Raw genomic sequence first — 16,971 nt, forward strand, 5'->3', positions numbered from 1 at the left:
AAATGGTCTGAATTAATCCTACGTAGCCCCTTTAGACCATCCCCCTTCTTGGGGATAAAGATTGTGAAATTATTATGTTCACAATAAAATTGATTATTTTATTAAAACTAATGATTTACTGCTCACTGATAGTGAGTAGCCGCGTCTATCGGTCATGGTTTTTATTTGGGAATAACGGAAAGCATATTCTTAACATGTCTTCTATTTTCATTAATCGACCAGCACTGCTGCCCTACTTCGCAAAATCAAACGGACTAATCCCCTTATCCCGATTCGTATCCAGATAATCCGCCCACCACTGCAGCATTAGCCTGCGCTCCCCCAGATGCTCGGCCTTATGAATATAAGCAGCCCGCACAGAGTTACGTTCCTGGTGACTCATCTGTCGCTCTACCGCATCCTTCGACCATAGCCCCGACTCAATCAACGAACTACACGCCATCGTCCTAAAACCATGCCCGCAGACTTCAACTTTCGTATCGTAGCCCATAACCCGCAAAGCCTTATTGACAGTGTTTTCACTCATCGGCTTACGTGGATCGTGATCACCAACGAAGATCAGCTCACGGTTTCCGCTCATACTTTTGATCTTTTCCAGAATGGCAAGAGCTTGACGCGATAAAGGAACAAGATGTGGAGTCTTCATCTTGGATCCACGCTGAGAGTGATTAACGCCTTCCAGCGGTTCACGCTCTCCGGGAATCGTCCACATAGCAGTTTCAAAATCTACTTCTGTCCAGCGAGCAAAACGTAACTCGCTCGAACGGATGAAAACCAGTAATGTCAAATCCACAGCTAACCGCGTTAATGGTCTGCCGGTGTAGTTATCAATACGATGGAGTAACTCAGGAATGCGGTTGAGATCTAGCGCAGGGCGATGCTTTCGTTTAGCTGTTGCGATCGCACCAGCGATCTCTTGTGCAGGATTATAATCAATTAAGCCGTTCTGTACCGCAAAGCGCATTATTGCCGTTGTTCGCTGTTGAAGACGCGCAGCCACTTCAAGGCGTCCTGACTTTTCCACTGCTTTAATTGGAACCAGTAAGTCACGAGTACTAATATCTTTGATATTTCGCTTCCCAACTGAAGCAAATAAATTGTCTTCCAGGCTTTTCAATACACGAACACTATGCGATGTCGACCACTTCTGATTGCTGGCGTGCCAGTCCCTGGCTACCACTTCAAAAGTTATCGCTTCTTGTTCCTGCTCTACCTGAACGGCTTTCTTGTTCTCACTAGGGTCGACACCGTTAGCCAACTGCTTACGGGCTTCATCACGCCGTGCCCTGGCATCAGCCAATGACACTTCAGGATATTTCCCCAACGCCAGCATCTTCTCTTTACCACCGAAGCGATAACGCAGTCGCCAATATTTGGAACCGTTGGGGTGAACCAGCAATACCATGCCGTCACCATCAGTAAGCTTATAGGCTTTTTCTTCAGGCTTAGCCGAACGAACCTTCACATCACTCAGAGCCATGTTGAGTATCCTTTCAAGGGTTCTGTGTGGGTACAAACATTATCGAACCGGAATATACCCGCATTTGTACCCGCATCAGTAAGTTGATGTAGATTGAATCAGGTTGACTTATGTTGACTGAAAAAGCGAGAGAAGCCTTGCGGGGACTGGATTTTAGGCATAAAAAAAGACCTCAGTTGAGGTCTATTTACATACTAATGGTGCCGAAGGCCGGAATCGAACCGGCACATCTTTCGATGGTTGATTTTGAATCAACTGCGTCTACCGATTTCGCCACTTCGGCACTGAAAGTAGTATGCGGAAAACGTGGGCATTATACCCAGCCCAGCGGGTCACGCAATAGTTATCCCGCCTTGTGCGGTTTAAGTGCTGAAAAAACAGACACGAGCCGCAGTCCTGAGAGTTTCCGCTGACAAAAAACTTCAATTTGTCTTCGTTTTTCCGATGCCGTTTTTCACACTTCGCATTAGTATACAAATCACGAATAGATCTTGCCCTGTTGATGGATACCAGCTTGTTGAAAAAACTCTCACTTTCGCTCCTCGCGCTGGCCTTCGCCAGTACGCCTATATGGAGCCACGCGCAGACCAATGCGCGTCTGGCGTCGCAGGTCGTGGATGACCATGCAGAACACATCTTTTACGGCAGCGGCGCAATGGGAATGGCGCTGGTAGTCGTTGATAATAATCAGCAGGTTTTCCGCAGCTTCGGGGAAACGAAACCGGGCTCCGATTTGCGTCCGCGTGAAGACTCCGTGGTGCGTATTGCCTCGCTGACCAAGCTCATTACCAGCGAAGTGCTGGTTAAAATGGCGCAGCAGGGCAAAGTAAGCATTAATGATCCGTTGCGTAAGTATGCCCCGGCCGGTGCGCGGGTGCCTGCTTACAGCGGAACAAATCCGATTACGCTGCTGAATCTGGCCACCCACACCAGCGGTCTGCCGCGTGAGCAACCGGGTGGTGTCGCGCACCGAGCCGTCTTCACCTGGCCGACCAAAAGTGATCGCTGGACCTGGCTGAGTGTCGCAAAACTCACCGTTCCACCGGGTGCCCGCGCCTCTTACTCCAATCTGGCGTTTGACCTGCTTTCCGATGCGTTATCGAAAGCAGCCAATCAGCCTTACACCCAATTACTGCGTGACCAGATTACTCAGCCACTGGGCATGATCGATACGACGCTGACGCCAAACGCCAGCCAGTGTTCGCGCCTGATGGAAGGCCTTCGACCAAGTCCGTGTATCAATACCATTGCGGCTGCGGGCAGCGGCGGGCTCTACTCTACGCCTGCTGATATGGGCCGCTGGATGCGTCAGTTCCTCGGACAGCGCACCACAACCGCCGATATGGCGCAGAAGATGTATTACAAACGCACGGATCTGGTCTCGCTCAAAGGGATGGATGTACCGGGCATGGCGGACTCGCTGGGAATGGGCTGGGTAACAATGGCCCCGACGCCATTGCTGCCGCGCATCATTCAGAAAACCGGTGGCGGTGGCGGCTTTATCACGTATGTCGCGATGGTGCCGCAGCGCGGTGTGGGCGTGTTCGTGGTGGTCACCCGCAGCGAACTGACCAAGTTTAAAAATATGAGTGATGGCGTGAACGATTTGGTCGCGGATCTGGTGCGTAACAACGAAATCTGACGCTCCCGCTAACAATCTCCGGACGTAAAAAAAGCAGGCTTAGCCTGCTTTTTGTTTATCTGTACTGCGGGTTTATCGTTTTTTCAGTAGTAAGAACATACTGATAACGAAGAACAAGCCGCTTGGTAACAGTGCGCCCAGAATTGGCGGAATGTTATATACCAGGCTTAATGGACCGAAGATCTGGTCAAGTACGTAGAACAGGAAACCGAAGCAAATACCGGTGACCACGCGTACGCCCATTGGCACGCTGCGCAGGGGGCCGAAGATAAATGACAGCGCCATCAGCATCATCACCGCAACAGACAGTGGCGAGAAGATTTTGCTCCACATGTTAAGCTGATAACGTTTTGCTTCCTGTCCGCTCTGCTTGAGATATTTCACATAGTTGTGCAGACCGCTGATGGACAACGCATCAGGGTCAAGCGCAACCACACCCAGTTTGTCCGGTGTCAGGTTGGTTTTCCAGACTCCCGTCAGGGTCTGAGAACCGGTGATTTGCAGGTTATCCGTCAGGTCAGATTCATCGACCTGAGAGAGTTTCCACTCACCGCCATCGAACGTTGCAGAAGAGGCATAACGGACTGACTGCAATTTGTTCTCTTCATTGAAGTGGTAGATGTTAACGCCAGTCAGCTCTTTCTCACCTGCCACACGCTCAATGTAAATAAAGTCGTGACCGTCTTTCGCCCACAAACCGTTTTGGGTGGAAAGCAGTGACCCGCCGTACATCTGCTGCGCACGATAGTTACGGGCCATTTGCTCGCCCTGCGGCGCAACCCATTCACCAATTGCCATGGTCAGAAGCACCAGCGGGATCGCCGTTTTCATGACCGAGGCAGCAATCTGCATACGGGTGAAACCCGATGCCTGCATAACCACCAGTTCACTGCGCGTGGCAAGCGTACCCAAACCAAGCAATGCGCCCAGCAATGCGGCCATCGGGAAGAAAATCTCGATATCTTTTGGCACGCTAAGCAAAGTGTATAAACCCGCACCAGCGGCGGAATATCCGCCCTGCCCGACTTTACGCAGCTGATCGACAAATTTGATGATGCCGGAGAGTGACACCAGCATGAACAACGTCATCATGATGGTGTTGAAAATAGTGCGACCAATGTAACGGTCTAATACGCCAAACATCAGGCAACTCCTCTCAGACGTGCCCGGAACTTGCGAACCGGCAAGGTATCCCACGCATTAAGCACCAATGCCAGTGCAAAGTAGAGCAGGTTCGTCCCCCACATCCAGACGAAGGGATCCAGCTTGCCCTTCGCGCCGTTAGAGCGCAGAGAGGTTTGCAGCAGGAAGAAAATCAGATACAGCAGGATAGCTGGCAGCATACTGAGAACGCGGCCCTGACGCGGATTGACCACGCTGAGCGGAACCACCAGCAGTGCCATAATAAATACGGAGACAATCAGCGTTAAACGCCAGTTCAGCTCTGCGCTGGCTTCCGGTTCACTGGAACTCCAGAGTTGCGTCATGGTCATCTGATCAGACTGATTCGGGTCAAGCTGAACGGTCTGATGGCCAATAACCGCCAGATAATCAGTGAAGTCCGTAACACGGAAATCACGCAATAATGCAGTGCCTTCGTAACGCGTGCCTTTATCCAGCATCACCTGTTGCGAGCCGTCAGCGCGCTGAAGCATATGTCCTTTATCTGCCACAACGACAGAAGGACGCTGATTACCGTTCGGGCGCAGCTGAGCCAGGAAAACGTTATGGAATTCTTTGCCTTTTACGCTGCCGACGAACAGAACCGCATTGCCGTTTTGTGCCTGCTGGAACTGGCCTTCAACCATCGCGGCCATACTCGGGTTCGCTTTCGCTTCGGCCAGTACTTCGTCCTGATGTTTCGACGACCAGGGGCTGAGCCAGATAGCGTTCGCGCCAGCAAAGATTGACGTAATTAACGCCAGAACCAGTGCTGCGATGACCAGTGAGCGTTTTCCGAGACCACAGGCGTGCATGACCGTGATTTCACTGTCGGTATAAAGTTTACCGAGCGTCATCAGCAGGCCAAGGAACAGGCTGAGCGGAAGGATAAGCTGCGCCATTTCCGGAACGCCAAGGCCCAGAAGTGAGAGAACTAAATTTGTTGGGATATCGCCATCAACCGCTGCTCCGAGCACTCTTACCAGCTTCTGACAGAAGAAGATGAGAAGCAAAATGAACAGAATGGCAAATTGGCTCTTGAAGGTTTCCCTAACCAGATATCTAATGATGATCACGCTTAATACGCCTGTGAAAACTTGTCTTTTTGAAGGAAAATCGCTAGTTTCATCGCTAATCCGTCATTTATTCTCATCATATGGCAACCTTCGCAGCTAAAATAGTATTACAACACCGAGAATTGGGGTGTCCTATAGGAACTTGCTTATAGCCGCCAAAATAAAAACTAACGCCGTTTAGGTTAACACAGGTCGTTAACACAATGACGGGAGAGTGTCTCCGGCGACTCATTCTAGCCGTACCTCCCGCCCTTGTCTTTAAGATTCAGGAGAGTGCATGGAGTTCAGCGTAAAAAGCGGTAGCCCGGAAAAACAACGCAGTGCCTGTATTGTAGTCGGCGTTTTCGAACCGCGCCGCCTGTCACCGATTGCCGAACAGCTCGATAAAATCAGTGATGGCTACATCAGCGCCCTGCTTCGCCGTGGCGAACTTGAAGGCAAAGTGGGCCAGACCCTCTTACTGCATCATGTACCAAATATTCTTTCAGAACGCATTTTGCTGATTGGTTGCGGCAAAGAACGCGAGCTGGATGAGCGCCAGTACAAGCAGGTGATCCAGAAAACTATTAACACCCTGAACGACACCGGTTCTATGGAAGCCGTTTGCTTCCTCACCGAGCTGCATGTTAAAGGGCGTAATACTTACTGGAAAGTGCGTCAGGCAGTCGAAACCTCGAAAGAATCGCTTTATACCTTCGATCAGCTGAAAAGCAATAAAATCGAACCGCGCCGTCCGCTGCGTAAAATGGTCTTCAACGTGCCAACCCGCCGTGAACTGACCAGCGGCGAACGTGCCATTCAGCACGGTCTGGCTGTTTCTGCCGGTATCAAAGCAGCGAAAGATCTCGGCAATATGCCACCGAACATTTGTAACGCCGCCTATCTGGCGTCACAAGCCCGTCAGCTGGCAGATGCATTCAGCACCAACATCACCACTCGCGTAATCGGCGAACAGCAGATGAAAGAGCTGGGGATGAATGCTTATCTGGCGGTAGGTCAGGGTTCGAAGAATGAATCACTGATGTCGGTGATGGAATATAAAGGAAATCCTAATCCGGACGCTAAGCCTATCGTGCTCGTCGGTAAAGGTCTGACCTTCGATTCCGGTGGTATTTCCATTAAGCCAGCGGCAGATATGGATGAAATGAAGTACGACATGTGTGGCGCTGCGGCGGTTTACGGAGCGATGCGTGTGGTGGCTGAGCTGAATTTGCCTCTGAACGTAATTGGCGTGCTGGCAGGTTGTGAAAACATGCCTGGCGGTCAGGCGTTCCGTCCGGGTGATATCCTGACCACCATGTCAGGCCAGACTGTGGAAGTGCTCAATACCGACGCCGAAGGCCGTCTGGTACTGTGCGATGCGCTGACCTACGTTGAGCGTTTCGATCCTGAGCTGGTAATTGACGTCGCCACACTGACCGGTGCCTGTGTGATTGCCCTTGGACATCACATTACCGGTTTGCTGTCGAACCACAATCCGCTGGCACATGAGCTGATTGGTGCGTCCGAACAGGCGGGTGACCGGGCATGGCGTCTGCCACTGGCTGATGAATATCAGGACCAGCTGGATTCCAACTTTGCCGATATGGCTAACATCGGTGGCCGTCCGGGTGGTGCTATCACCGCGGGCTGTTTCCTGTCGCGCTTTACCCGCAAATACAGCTGGGCACATCTGGACATCGCTGGTACCGCATGGCGTTCAGGCAAGAACAAAGGGGCGACCGGTCGTCCGGTTGCGCTGCTGTCACAGTTCCTGCTCAACCGCGCTGGCCTTGATGGCGATGAGTGATTCCTCTGCCAAATAAGTTATAATCTTCCGTATCAGGGGCAGGTTCGCCAGCCCCTCCACAGGCGGGTGCACCAGTTGCGCCCCTGTTTTTTTCTCAGCAGCACAGTGAACTCATCATGAAACAGGCAACCTTCTTTCTTCTCGACGCGCCCGACGCCAGTGGCGAGCTTAGCTCACACGAAGCGCTGGCCTGTCTGGTCGCCGCTGAACGTTACCGGATGGGAAAACGTGTTCTGCTGGCCTGTGAAGACCAGAAACAGGCTGAGCGTCTGGATGAAGCGCTCTGGCAGCGTGATCCGAGCCACTTTGTCCCGCACAATCTGGCCGGAGAAGGCCCGCGCTTTGGTGCGCCGGTCGAATTATGCTGGCCGGGCAAACGCGGCAATGCGCCACGCGACCTGCTGATCAGCCTGATGCCAGAATTTGCAGATTTTGCTACTGCTTTCCATGAAGTGGTAGACTTCGTTCCTTACGAAGATTCCCTTAAACAGCTTGCGCGCGAACGCTACAAAGCCTATCGCAGCGTGGGTTTCTCTTTGACGACGGCCACGCCGCCCTCAGTCACCACATCGACCGACGAAAATACAAAGCGAAATGGATAAGACATATAACCCGCAAGACATCGAGCAGCCGCTTTACGAGCACTGGGAACAACAGGGCTATTTCAAGCCGCATGGTGATACCAGTAAAGAAAGCTTTGCCATCATGATCCCACCGCCGAACGTTACCGGCAGCTTGCACATGGGTCATGCTTTCCAGCAAACCATCATGGACGCCATGATCCGCTATCAGCGCATGCAGGGCAAAAATACTCTGTGGCAGGCGGGTACTGACCATGCGGGTATCGCAACGCAGATGGTGGTTGAGCGTAAAATCGCGGCTGAGGAAGGCAAAACCCGACACGACTATGGCCGTGATGCATTCATCGACAAAATCTGGGAATGGAAAGCTGAATCCGGCGGCACCATTACCCGTCAGATGCGCCGTCTGGGGGACTCCGTGGACTGGGAGCGTGAGCGCTTCACCATGGATGAAGGTCTGTCCAATGCCGTGCGCGAAGTGTTTGTACGCCTGTACAAAGAAGACCTGATTTACCGCGGAAAACGCCTGGTGAACTGGGATCCGAAACTGCGCACTGCAATCTCGGACCTCGAAGTTGAAAACCGCGAATCCAAAGGTTCCATGTGGCACCTGCGTTATCCGCTGGCTGACGGCGCGAAAACCGCTGAAGGTAAAGATTATCTGGTCGTCGCCACTACCCGTCCGGAAACCGTACTCGGTGATACCGGCGTGGCCGTTAACCCGGAAGATCCGCGTTACCGGGATCTGATTGGCAAAGAGATCATTCTGCCGCTGGTAGGACGTCGTATTCCGATCGTCGCCGATGAACATGCCGATATGCAAAAAGGCACCGGTTGCGTGAAAATCACGCCTGCACATGACTTTAACGACTATGAAGTCGGTAAACGTCACGGCCTGCCGATGATCAACATCCTGACTTTCGATGGCGATATCCGCCAGACCGCTGAAGTGTTCGACACCAACGGCGAAGAAAGCGATGCATGCGCCAACGACATTCCTGAACAGTTCCGTGGCCTTGAGCGTTTTGCCGCACGTAAAGCCGTGGTCGCTGCGTTTGACGAAGCCGGTTTGCTGGAAGAAATCAAACCTCATGATCTGACCGTACCTTACGGTGACCGTGGTGGCGTGGTTATCGAACCAATGCTGACTGACCAGTGGTACGTCCGCACTGCGCCGCTGGCGAAAGTTGCAGTGGAAGCCGTTGAACAGGGCGAAATCCAGTTCGTGCCTAAACAGTACGAAAACATGTATTTCAGTTGGATGCGTGACATTCAGGATTGGTGTATTTCCCGACAGTTATGGTGGGGACACCGTATTCCGGCGTGGTATGACGCCGAAGGCAACGTTTTTGTTGGCCGCGACGAAGAAGAAGTTCGTAGCGAAAACAATCTGGGCGCAGACGTTGTTCTGACTCAGGACGAAGACGTGCTCGATACCTGGTTCTCTTCCGGCCTGTGGACGTTCTCCACGCTCGGTTGGCCAGAACAGACGCCTGATCTCAAAGCTTTCCACCCTTCAAGCGTGGTCGTCAGCGGCTTCGACATCATTTTCTTCTGGATAGCGCGCATGATCATGATGACCATGCACTTCGTGAAAGACGAAAATGGTAAGCCGCAGGTTCCGTTCAACACTGTGTACATGACCGGTCTTATCCGCGACGACGAAGGTCAGAAAATGTCCAAGTCCAAAGGGAACGTTATCGATCCGCTGGATATGATCGACGGTATCTCGCTGGAAGACCTGCTGGAAAAACGTACCGGCAACATGATGCAGCCGCAGCTGGCAGAGAAAATCCGCAAGCGCACCGAGAAGCAATTCCCGAATGGTATCGAACCGCACGGCACCGATGCCCTGCGCTTCACGCTGGCGGCACTGGCCTCTACCGGTCGTGACATCAACTGGGACATGAAGCGTCTTGAAGGCTACCGCAACTTCTGTAACAAGCTGTGGAACGCCAGCCGCTTTGTGCTGATGAACACCGAAGATCAGGATTGTGGTCTGAACGGCGGCGAACTTGAGCTGTCACTGGCTGACCGCTGGATCCTGGCGGAATATAACCGCACGGTGAAATCTTACCGTGAAGCGATGGATAACTACCGCTTCGATCTGGCTGCCAGCATTCTGTATGAATTCACCTGGAACCAGTTCTGCGACTGGTATCTGGAGCTGACCAAACCAGTCATGAACGGTGGCAACGAAGCACAACTGCGCGGCACCCGTCATACGCTGGTGGAAGTGCTGGAAGGTTTGCTGCGTCTTGCGCATCCGATTATTCCGTTCATCACAGAAACCATCTGGCAGCGCGTGAAATCACTGAAAGGCATCACAGCAGAAACGATCATGCTGCAACCTTTCCCTGAGTTTGATGCTGCGAAAGCGGATGAGCTGGCGCTGGCCGATCTCGAGTGGATCAAGCAGGCGATCATCGCTATCCGTAACGTGCGTGCCGAGATGAACCTGTCTCCGGCCAAACCGCTGGAACTGCTGCTACGCGGCGCCAGTGCCGATGCACAGCGTCGTGTGGAACAGAACCTGAGCTTTATTAAGTCTCTGGCGCGTCTGGAATCCATCACCATTCTGCCTGCCGGCGACAAAGGCCCTGTATCTGTCACCAAACTGGTGGAAGGCGCTGAACTGTTGATCCCGATGGCAGGTCTGATCGATAAAGATGCCGAACTGGCGCGTCTCGATAAAGAGATGGCGAAACTGGATGGCGAGATTGCCTCCATCGAAGGCAAACTGTCTAACGAAGGTTTTGTGGCGCGTGCGCCGCAAGCCGTTGTCGCGAAAGAACGCGAGCGTCTGGCAGCCTGCGGTGAAGCAAAAGTGAAACTGGCCGAACAAAAAGCCACCATTGCTGCGCTGTAAAATTGCGAGAGAAATATGAGAAAGGCCGCGCAAGCGGCCTTTTTTATGTGTGATAACGAAAGTATTTAAGATATTCAGAAAAGCAGGCTGTCAGGATTTTCAGCAGGGGTTTCCTCAGTTGCCTTCTCCGGATGTGGCAAAATGCGGTCAATATCCCCTTCAATCGCAATACATCCGGCCATATATTTCGCTGTACGAATTCTCGCATGCGGAATACACAAGCCAAAACTGCATATCACCATGACCATGTTCAGCAACGCGAGTTTGAGGTAACTACGGTGCCCCATCGTTGATGTAATGCGAATGTCATTATCCAGCACAATGGTCTGACAAACATAATTTGTTAACCAGACATGTAAAAACAGCGAAGCCAAGTAATTCCCTATGAATAAAAACAATATCCCTGCGTACATTTTAAGGATTATTCCTGCCTGTAATAATGCCTCTCCGGGAGTCGTCGTCTGCTTTAAAGTCGTCAATGCATCTATTTGAGGTCCGAATACTTTAAGACCTATTATTAAAAAAGGAATAGTAATAATACAAGCATAAAAATGGAATTTTATGAAAGCAGATTTTCTAAAACTCCCGAAAAATCTTGCATTTCCAATGACAACATTATTAACAAGCATCTTCATATAGAGATAATTTTGAATCGCCCATCTCATAATAATGAATGGCATGATTATGATTGCCAGAAAACATGAATTTAAGTCAAAGATATCTCCACTAACCCTCGTTGAGCTCAAAGTCAGACCTGCCGGAATCATGATGACAAGTAGTGACACGATTGGCCACACCAGGCATGCCATATAGGCTTCTACACCCTTACAAACATAATCAAAAGAATGGCCCCGAAAACGAGTTGATGCTAAGCAAAACCTGATTAATATTATTATAATTAATGGCATAGAGAGCATTACAGCTAACAAAATAAAGATATTAATAAAGGGGACCAACATAACAGCGAGGAAGCCATAGATAAGCAGAATAAACTTCAGTATTTGCGTTGGCATAGCACTTAGCTCAAAGCGACTTCCTGCAAGCTCAGTATTCTCATAGAAATAGCGCCATTCCTTTATTATTGCCCACGCGGTATAAACACCCAGAGTAATAATGCAGAGGAATACATTGACGATCCATATTGAAAAATACTCACGAGTTTTACCGTGAAACGAAAATGGAAAATACTTTCCCTTCTCTTTCTGATTAATTGACATAAAACCTCTTCTTCCTTAAAGACAACAAAAGTTAACCCTCTGCGGATGGCAGAAGGTTATAGATTTAAATTTGATACGCTAGTATTTAACCACACAAAATAAAGGGAGGTAAACTAACAATGCTTAATGAAAAGAATTGAAAATGAAAATTTTATAACCTCATTGAGATTCATTTTGCATTACTCTGACCGTAACCTGTCTGATTTAGCATCTGGCCTGATGCTTATGCGTTTAGCGTAGCGCTACCGGACAGGTACCACTAAGCTGAGTGGCGAGTACCGGGAATGAAAAACTCTCATTTGATTAAGTAAAATCAACGTGACGCACCGGTAACGTTGCACCCACCCGCCCTTAAATGGTATTAAAACGGTCTGTATGATTGCCGATTATTGAAACTGAGTGAGTAACATGACGACCACCTTTCCTGTCAGCGTGCTGGTGCGCCCGATCCGTCCTGAAGATAATGCCGCTATCGCTAACGTGATCCGTCACGTTTCAGCCGAATTTGGTCTGACCGCCGATAAAGGCTACACCGTCGCAGATCCGAATTTAGATCATCTGTATGAAAGCTACAGCCAGCCACGTTGTGCTTACTGGGTGGTAGAGTTGGATGGTGTGGTTGCCGGTGGCGGTGGTGTTGCTCCGTTGTCAGGCGCTGAACACGATTTGTGTGAATTACAGAAGATGTATTTTATGCCTTCTCTGCGAGGCCAGGGGCTGGCGAAACGTCTGGCGCTTCAGGCCATTGAACATGCACGCTCACAGGGTTTTGCACGCTGCTATCTGGAAACCACCGCCAGCCTGACGCAGGCTATCGCGCTGTATGAGCGCCTTGGTTTTCAGCACATTGACGGCGCGATGGGCAATACCGGTCATGTCGACTGTGAAGTGACGATGTTAAAACATCTCTGACACCGTTTTCGTTCTTTATTAGCTCTTTGCAAACAGGCATCACATGTTCACACATAAAGCCATTTCAGCGTTAAATGAACTGGAACTGACGGTCTATAACTACATCGTCAAAAATGGCGATAAAGTGATGTACATGACCATCCGTGAGCTGGCGGATGCCGCGAAGGTATCCACCACCACCGTTTTACGCTTCTGTAAAAAGATGGATTGCGACGGTTACTCCGAGTTTCGTATCCGTTTTAAACTGTTTTTAGAACATGAAGAAAAACCACCTGTTTCATTTGGCATCAGTGAAATCATCAGCTATTTCAAAAGTATCAATAATAGCGAGTTCGATGAATTATTAGATAACGCAGCCAGACAAATAGCCAATGCGCAACGCATTATATTTGTTGGTGTAGGAACATCAGGATCACTGGGGAAATACAGCGCCCGTTTTTTCTCTAATGTCGGTAAATTCAGCACCTTTATTGACGACCCCTATTTCCCGATCAACAGCGATATGTATAAAGATGCCATCGCTATTATTCTTTCAGTCTCCGGTGAAACGGAGGAAGTGCTGCGTTTTGCCACTCAGTTCAGCCAGCACAACTGCAAGATAATCAGCCTGACAAACAGCGAGACGTCAACGCTGGCACGGATGGCGGACCTTAACATCTCTTACCACATGCCGCAAATTGTGCTCGAAGGACAATATAATATTACCACACAGATCCCAGTACTTTATATTATTGAAACCATAGGAAAGAAATTACCTTTAATAAAACGTGACTCAGCGCAATGAAAAAACAGGGTGTTTTTAAGATGTAACAAATCACCTAACTTGTTTTTTGTTATATCGTGACAATACACTTTCTTTTGCTACACTCCTGCCAACGAGTAAAAAAACAAAAAAGCTCACCTCTGTATCCCCGCAGGAGAATAATAAATAATGGCCATTGATTACGCTCAGACAGCTCAGGAAATTGTTAAATATATTGGCGGCGATAATAATGTGATTAGCATCACACATTGTGCTACCCGTTTACGTTTTGTTCTGAAAGATAATAAAGCCGTCGACAAAGAAGAATTAAAACGCGTAAAAGGCGTGATTACTGTTATCGAGGCCGGAGGCCCGATGCAGGTGGTGATCGGCAACCACGTGAGCGACGCCTATAAACACGTACTGAAACTGATCCATATTGATGAGAATGCCCCCGTCTCCGCGCCCAACGTTGGGATCGTCAGCCGGGTCATGGACGTTATTTCCAGCATCTTTACACCATTCCTTTATCAGCTTGCCGCATGCGGTATTTTGCAGGGGATAATTTCCTTCCTTGCCGCGGTTGGCATTATGGACGCCAACAGCGGCACCTACCGCATCCTCAACTTTGTATCGTGGACAGCATTTACCTTCCTGCCGGTGATGATTGCGTTTACGGCAGCCAAAAAATTCAACGTCAATCCATTTACCGCGGTGATCACAGCCTGTGCGCTGATCAGCCCCGATTACATGAATATGGTGACGGCGTTTAAGATCACCTCAATCAACTCCGCTGACCCGGCCATGCAGCAACTGATGCGTGAAGCAGTCAGCAATCCTGATATTGCGAACATCCTTCAGAATGTCGTCGGTATTCCGGTTTCAGCACCGACGCTCGATTTTCTGGGTATTCCGGTGAAATATCTGAGCTATACCGCCTCCGTTATCCCGATTATCCTGATGGTCTGGGCGATGTCTTACATCGAACACTTCTTCAATAAAGTGCTGCCGGTTGTTATCCGTAACCTGTTCACACCGATGTTCTGCATCGCGATTATGGTGCCGATGACTCTGCTGGTGTTTGGCCCTGTTGGTAACCTGATAGGTGGCGCGATTGGCGGCGTTTATAACTACCTTTATCACCTCAGCCCGACTATTGCAGGCTTCGTCGTCGGTGCATTCTGGCAGCCACTGGTGACACTGGGCGTTCACTGGGGCATTACACCTGTTACCGTCGGCAACTACGCAACCCTCGGTTATGACACCTTTACCGGCCTGCAGGCTTCCGCCGTCTTCGCGATGACCGGCAGCATGTTCGGCGTATACCTGAAAACCCGCAGCCGCGAAATGAAAGGCATTTCTTTATCCGCTGGCGTCACCGGCTTGTTCGGTATCACAGAACCTGCAATTTACGGTGTGGCACTGCGCCTGAAAAAACCTTTCCTGTGCAGCTGCGTGGCGGGCGGTATCGGCGGTGCGATTGCCGGTTCCTTTAACGCCGTGTCCTGGAGCTACTGCCTGCCGGGTATCGCCGTACTGCCGGTATTCTTCAAAGAAGGCCACATGCCACAGTTCCTCGGTTTCCTGCTGTCGATTACCGTCGCCTTCGTGCTCGGTGCACTGTTCACCTGGCTGGTCGGCTTTAAAGATGAACCCGATGTTGCCGCGATCAAAAATGCACAGGCAGAAGCCCCGCGCACCACTCAGGCTGAAATGAATTAAATCAGACATTACGATCTACAGGGCAGAAGTAATCTGCCCTCATCAAGTATCCAGGGAGAATCAAATGAGTCATCAGTTACCGAAAGATTTCTTGTGGGGCGGCGCAGTGGCGGCGCATCAGGTGGAAGGCGGTTGGAACAAAGGCGGTAAAGGCATCAGCATCTGCGACGTCCTTTCCGGTGGCGCGCACGGCGTTGACCGCGTCATGACAGACGGCGTGCTTGATGGCTACAGCTATCCGAACCATGAAGCTGTCGATTTTTACTCGCATTACAAAGAAGACATCGCCTTGTTCGCGGAGATGGGCTTCAAATGTTTTCGCACCTCTATCGCCTGGACACGTATCTTCCCGAACGGTGACGAGTTACAACCAAACGAAGCGGGTCTGCAATTCTATGACGACATGTTTGATGAGCTGCTCAAATATAACATCGAGCCGGTGATCACCCTCTCCCACTTCGAAATGCCGTGGCATCTTGTGAAGGAATACGGCGGCTGGAAAAACCGTCAGGTTGTCGATTTCTTTGTACGTTTCAGCCAGGTGGTGATGGAACGTTATAAAGGCAAAGTGAAATACTGGATGACCTTCAACGAAATCAATAATCAGCGCAACTGGAAATATCCGTTGTTCGGTTATTGCTGCTCCGGCGTGGTATTTACCGAGCAGGAAAATCCTGAAGAAACTATGTATCAGGTGCTGCATCATCAGTTCGTTGCCAGCGCCAAGGTGGTCAAACTCGGTCATGAGATCAACCCTGATTTCCAGATTGGCTGCATGATCGCCATGGTGCCGCTGTATCCGTTCTCCTGCCATCCGGACGATGTGATGTATTCCGTTGAAGCGATGCACGAACGTTTCCTGTTCAGCGACGTCCATATGCGCGGTTACTATCCGGCGTATGCGCTGAAAGAATGGGAACGTCGCGGCTTCAACATCAAAATGGAAGATGGCGATTTGCAGGCGCTGCGCGACGGCTGCGCGGACTACATCGGCCTGAGCTATTACATGAGTAACGCGATTTCTGCGCATAATCCAAGTGATGATAACGGGTTATCTGGCTTTGCCGGCAGCGTCCCAAATCCGCACGTGAAAGCCTCTGACTGGGGCTGGCAGATTGACCCGGTGGGCCTGCGCTATACCCTGAATATTTTGTACGAGCGTTACCAGAAACCGCTGTTTATTGTCGAAAATGGTTTTGGTGCTATCGACAAAGCGGGTGACGACGGCGTCATTCACGATGATTACCGCATCGCATACCTGAAAGCGCACATTGAGCAGATGAAAAAAGCCGTACTCGAAGACGGTGTGGATCTGATGGGCTATACGCCGTGGGGCTGTATCGACTGTGTGTCATTCACGACAGGGCAGTACAGCAAACGCTACGGCTTTATCCACGTCGATAAAAATGACGACGGCACCGGTACGATGGCACGCTCGAAAAAAGAGAGCTTCGGCTGGTATCAGAAAGTGATTGAGAGTAACGGGGAAGTGCTTTAATTCTCAGAATTTTGAGTTTGAACTGAGAGGGAGTTTTTCATCTTTCGTTATAGCTTTCAGTAAACCGAAGGGAGATCGTTTAGGCGGTCGCCCTTCAGTAAGTAAAATTAATTCACGGAATAATTTGAGCATGTGAATTATGTAATAAGCAATGAAAAAGACCCTGTAAATAATTCTGTGTAACTGCCATCGTATTAAAGGTGAGCGCTCAGGCGGTCACCGAACTCGATAATAAAACGACTCATCGCCAGCCGCCAGTTTTGGATCGGCATACTCCATTTC

12 protein-coding genes and 1 tRNA gene are annotated in these 16,971 nt (G+C 50.2%); 8 read left to right on the top strand and 5 right to left on the bottom strand.

Going from position 1 to position 16,971, the window contains the following annotated elements; translation table 11 throughout:
* Nucleotides 1-232: 232 nt before the first annotated feature.
* A complete protein-coding gene (locus J1784_RS06540) occupies nt 233-1,480 on the bottom strand; it encodes a tyrosine-type recombinase/integrase (protein WP_054878690.1) in 1,248 nt (415 codons plus the stop codon).
* Between the two features lie 198 nt (nt 1,481-1,678).
* Nucleotides 1,679-1,763: transfer RNA gene (locus J1784_RS06545), tRNA-Leu, on the bottom strand.
* Nucleotides 1,764-1,982: 219 nt separating this feature from the next.
* On the opposite strand from J1784_RS06545, the gene ampH reads away from it, so the two are divergent.
* On the top strand, nt 1,983-3,122 hold the full coding sequence (gene ampH / locus J1784_RS06550; RefSeq protein ID WP_217148507.1) for a D-alanyl-D-alanine-carboxypeptidase/endopeptidase AmpH: 1,140 nt from the start codon (nt 1,983-1,985) through the stop codon (nt 3,120-3,122).
* Between the two features lie 72 nt (nt 3,123-3,194).
* Here the strand turns inward: ampH and lptG are convergent, their stop codons facing one another.
* Both lptG and lptF read right to left on the bottom strand, forming a co-directional pair.
* A complete protein-coding gene (lptG, locus tag J1784_RS06555) occupies nt 3,195-4,265 on the bottom strand; it encodes an LPS export ABC transporter permease LptG (RefSeq protein WP_120509990.1) in 1,071 nt (356 codons plus the stop codon).
* Nucleotides 4,265-5,359: an LPS export ABC transporter permease LptF gene (gene lptF / locus J1784_RS06560; RefSeq protein ID WP_217148508.1), complete on the bottom strand. Its 1,095-nt coding sequence runs from the start codon at nt 5,357-5,359 to the stop codon at nt 4,265-4,267. The genes lptG and lptF overlap by 1 nt, the downstream gene beginning before the upstream one ends.
* A 277-nt stretch (nt 5,360-5,636) precedes the next feature.
* Between lptF and pepA the strand changes: the two genes are divergently transcribed.
* The 3 genes from pepA (at nt 5,637) to J1784_RS06575 (ending at nt 10,598) form a co-directional block, all read left to right on the top strand.
* Nucleotides 5,637-7,148 (top strand): leucyl aminopeptidase, encoded by a 1,512-nt coding sequence (pepA, locus tag J1784_RS06565; RefSeq protein WP_217148509.1) that lies wholly within the window; start codon nt 5,637-5,639, stop codon nt 7,146-7,148.
* Nucleotides 7,149-7,264: 116 nt separating this feature from the next.
* Complete coding sequence (locus tag J1784_RS06570) at nt 7,265-7,750, top strand: DNA polymerase III subunit chi (RefSeq protein WP_112289445.1); 486 nt, start codon at nt 7,265-7,267, stop codon at nt 7,748-7,750.
* On the top strand, nt 7,743-10,598 hold the full coding sequence (locus J1784_RS06575) for a valine--tRNA ligase (protein WP_217148510.1): 2,856 nt from the start codon (nt 7,743-7,745) through the stop codon (nt 10,596-10,598). The genes J1784_RS06570 and J1784_RS06575 overlap by 8 nt, the downstream gene beginning before the upstream one ends.
* 74 nt (nt 10,599-10,672) lie before the next feature.
* Here J1784_RS06575 and J1784_RS06580 read toward each other — a convergent pair whose 3' ends face one another.
* On the bottom strand, nt 10,673-11,815 hold the full coding sequence (locus J1784_RS06580; protein ID WP_217148511.1) for a YjgN family protein: 1,143 nt from the start codon (nt 11,813-11,815) through the stop codon (nt 10,673-10,675).
* A gap of 408 nt (nt 11,816-12,223) precedes the next feature.
* On the opposite strand from J1784_RS06580, the gene J1784_RS06585 reads away from it, so the two are divergent.
* From J1784_RS06585 to J1784_RS06600, 4 genes are all read left to right on the top strand, one after another.
* Entirely contained in the window at nt 12,224-12,727 is a 504-nt protein-coding gene (locus J1784_RS06585; protein ID WP_120162208.1) for a GNAT family N-acetyltransferase, read from the top strand.
* Between the two features lie 43 nt (nt 12,728-12,770).
* A complete protein-coding gene (locus J1784_RS06590; RefSeq protein ID WP_217148512.1) occupies nt 12,771-13,511 on the top strand; it encodes a MurR/RpiR family transcriptional regulator in 741 nt (246 codons plus the stop codon).
* A gap of 147 nt (nt 13,512-13,658) precedes the next feature.
* Nucleotides 13,659-15,191 carry a PTS transporter subunit EIIC gene (locus tag J1784_RS06595; protein WP_217148513.1) on the top strand — a complete coding sequence of 511 codons (1,533 nt, stop codon included), beginning with the start codon at nt 13,659-13,661 and terminating at the stop codon, nt 15,189-15,191.
* A gap of 64 nt (nt 15,192-15,255) precedes the next feature.
* Nucleotides 15,256-16,689, top strand: a complete 1,434-nt coding sequence (locus J1784_RS06600; protein ID WP_217148514.1) for a 6-phospho-beta-glucosidase — start codon at nt 15,256-15,258, stop codon at nt 16,687-16,689.
* The last annotated feature ends 282 nt before the right edge of the window (nt 16,690-16,971 follow it).

It is taken from the genome of Rahnella ecdela, from assembly GCF_019049625.1.
Classification (GTDB): Bacteria; Pseudomonadota; Gammaproteobacteria; order Enterobacterales; family Enterobacteriaceae; genus Rahnella; species Rahnella ecdela.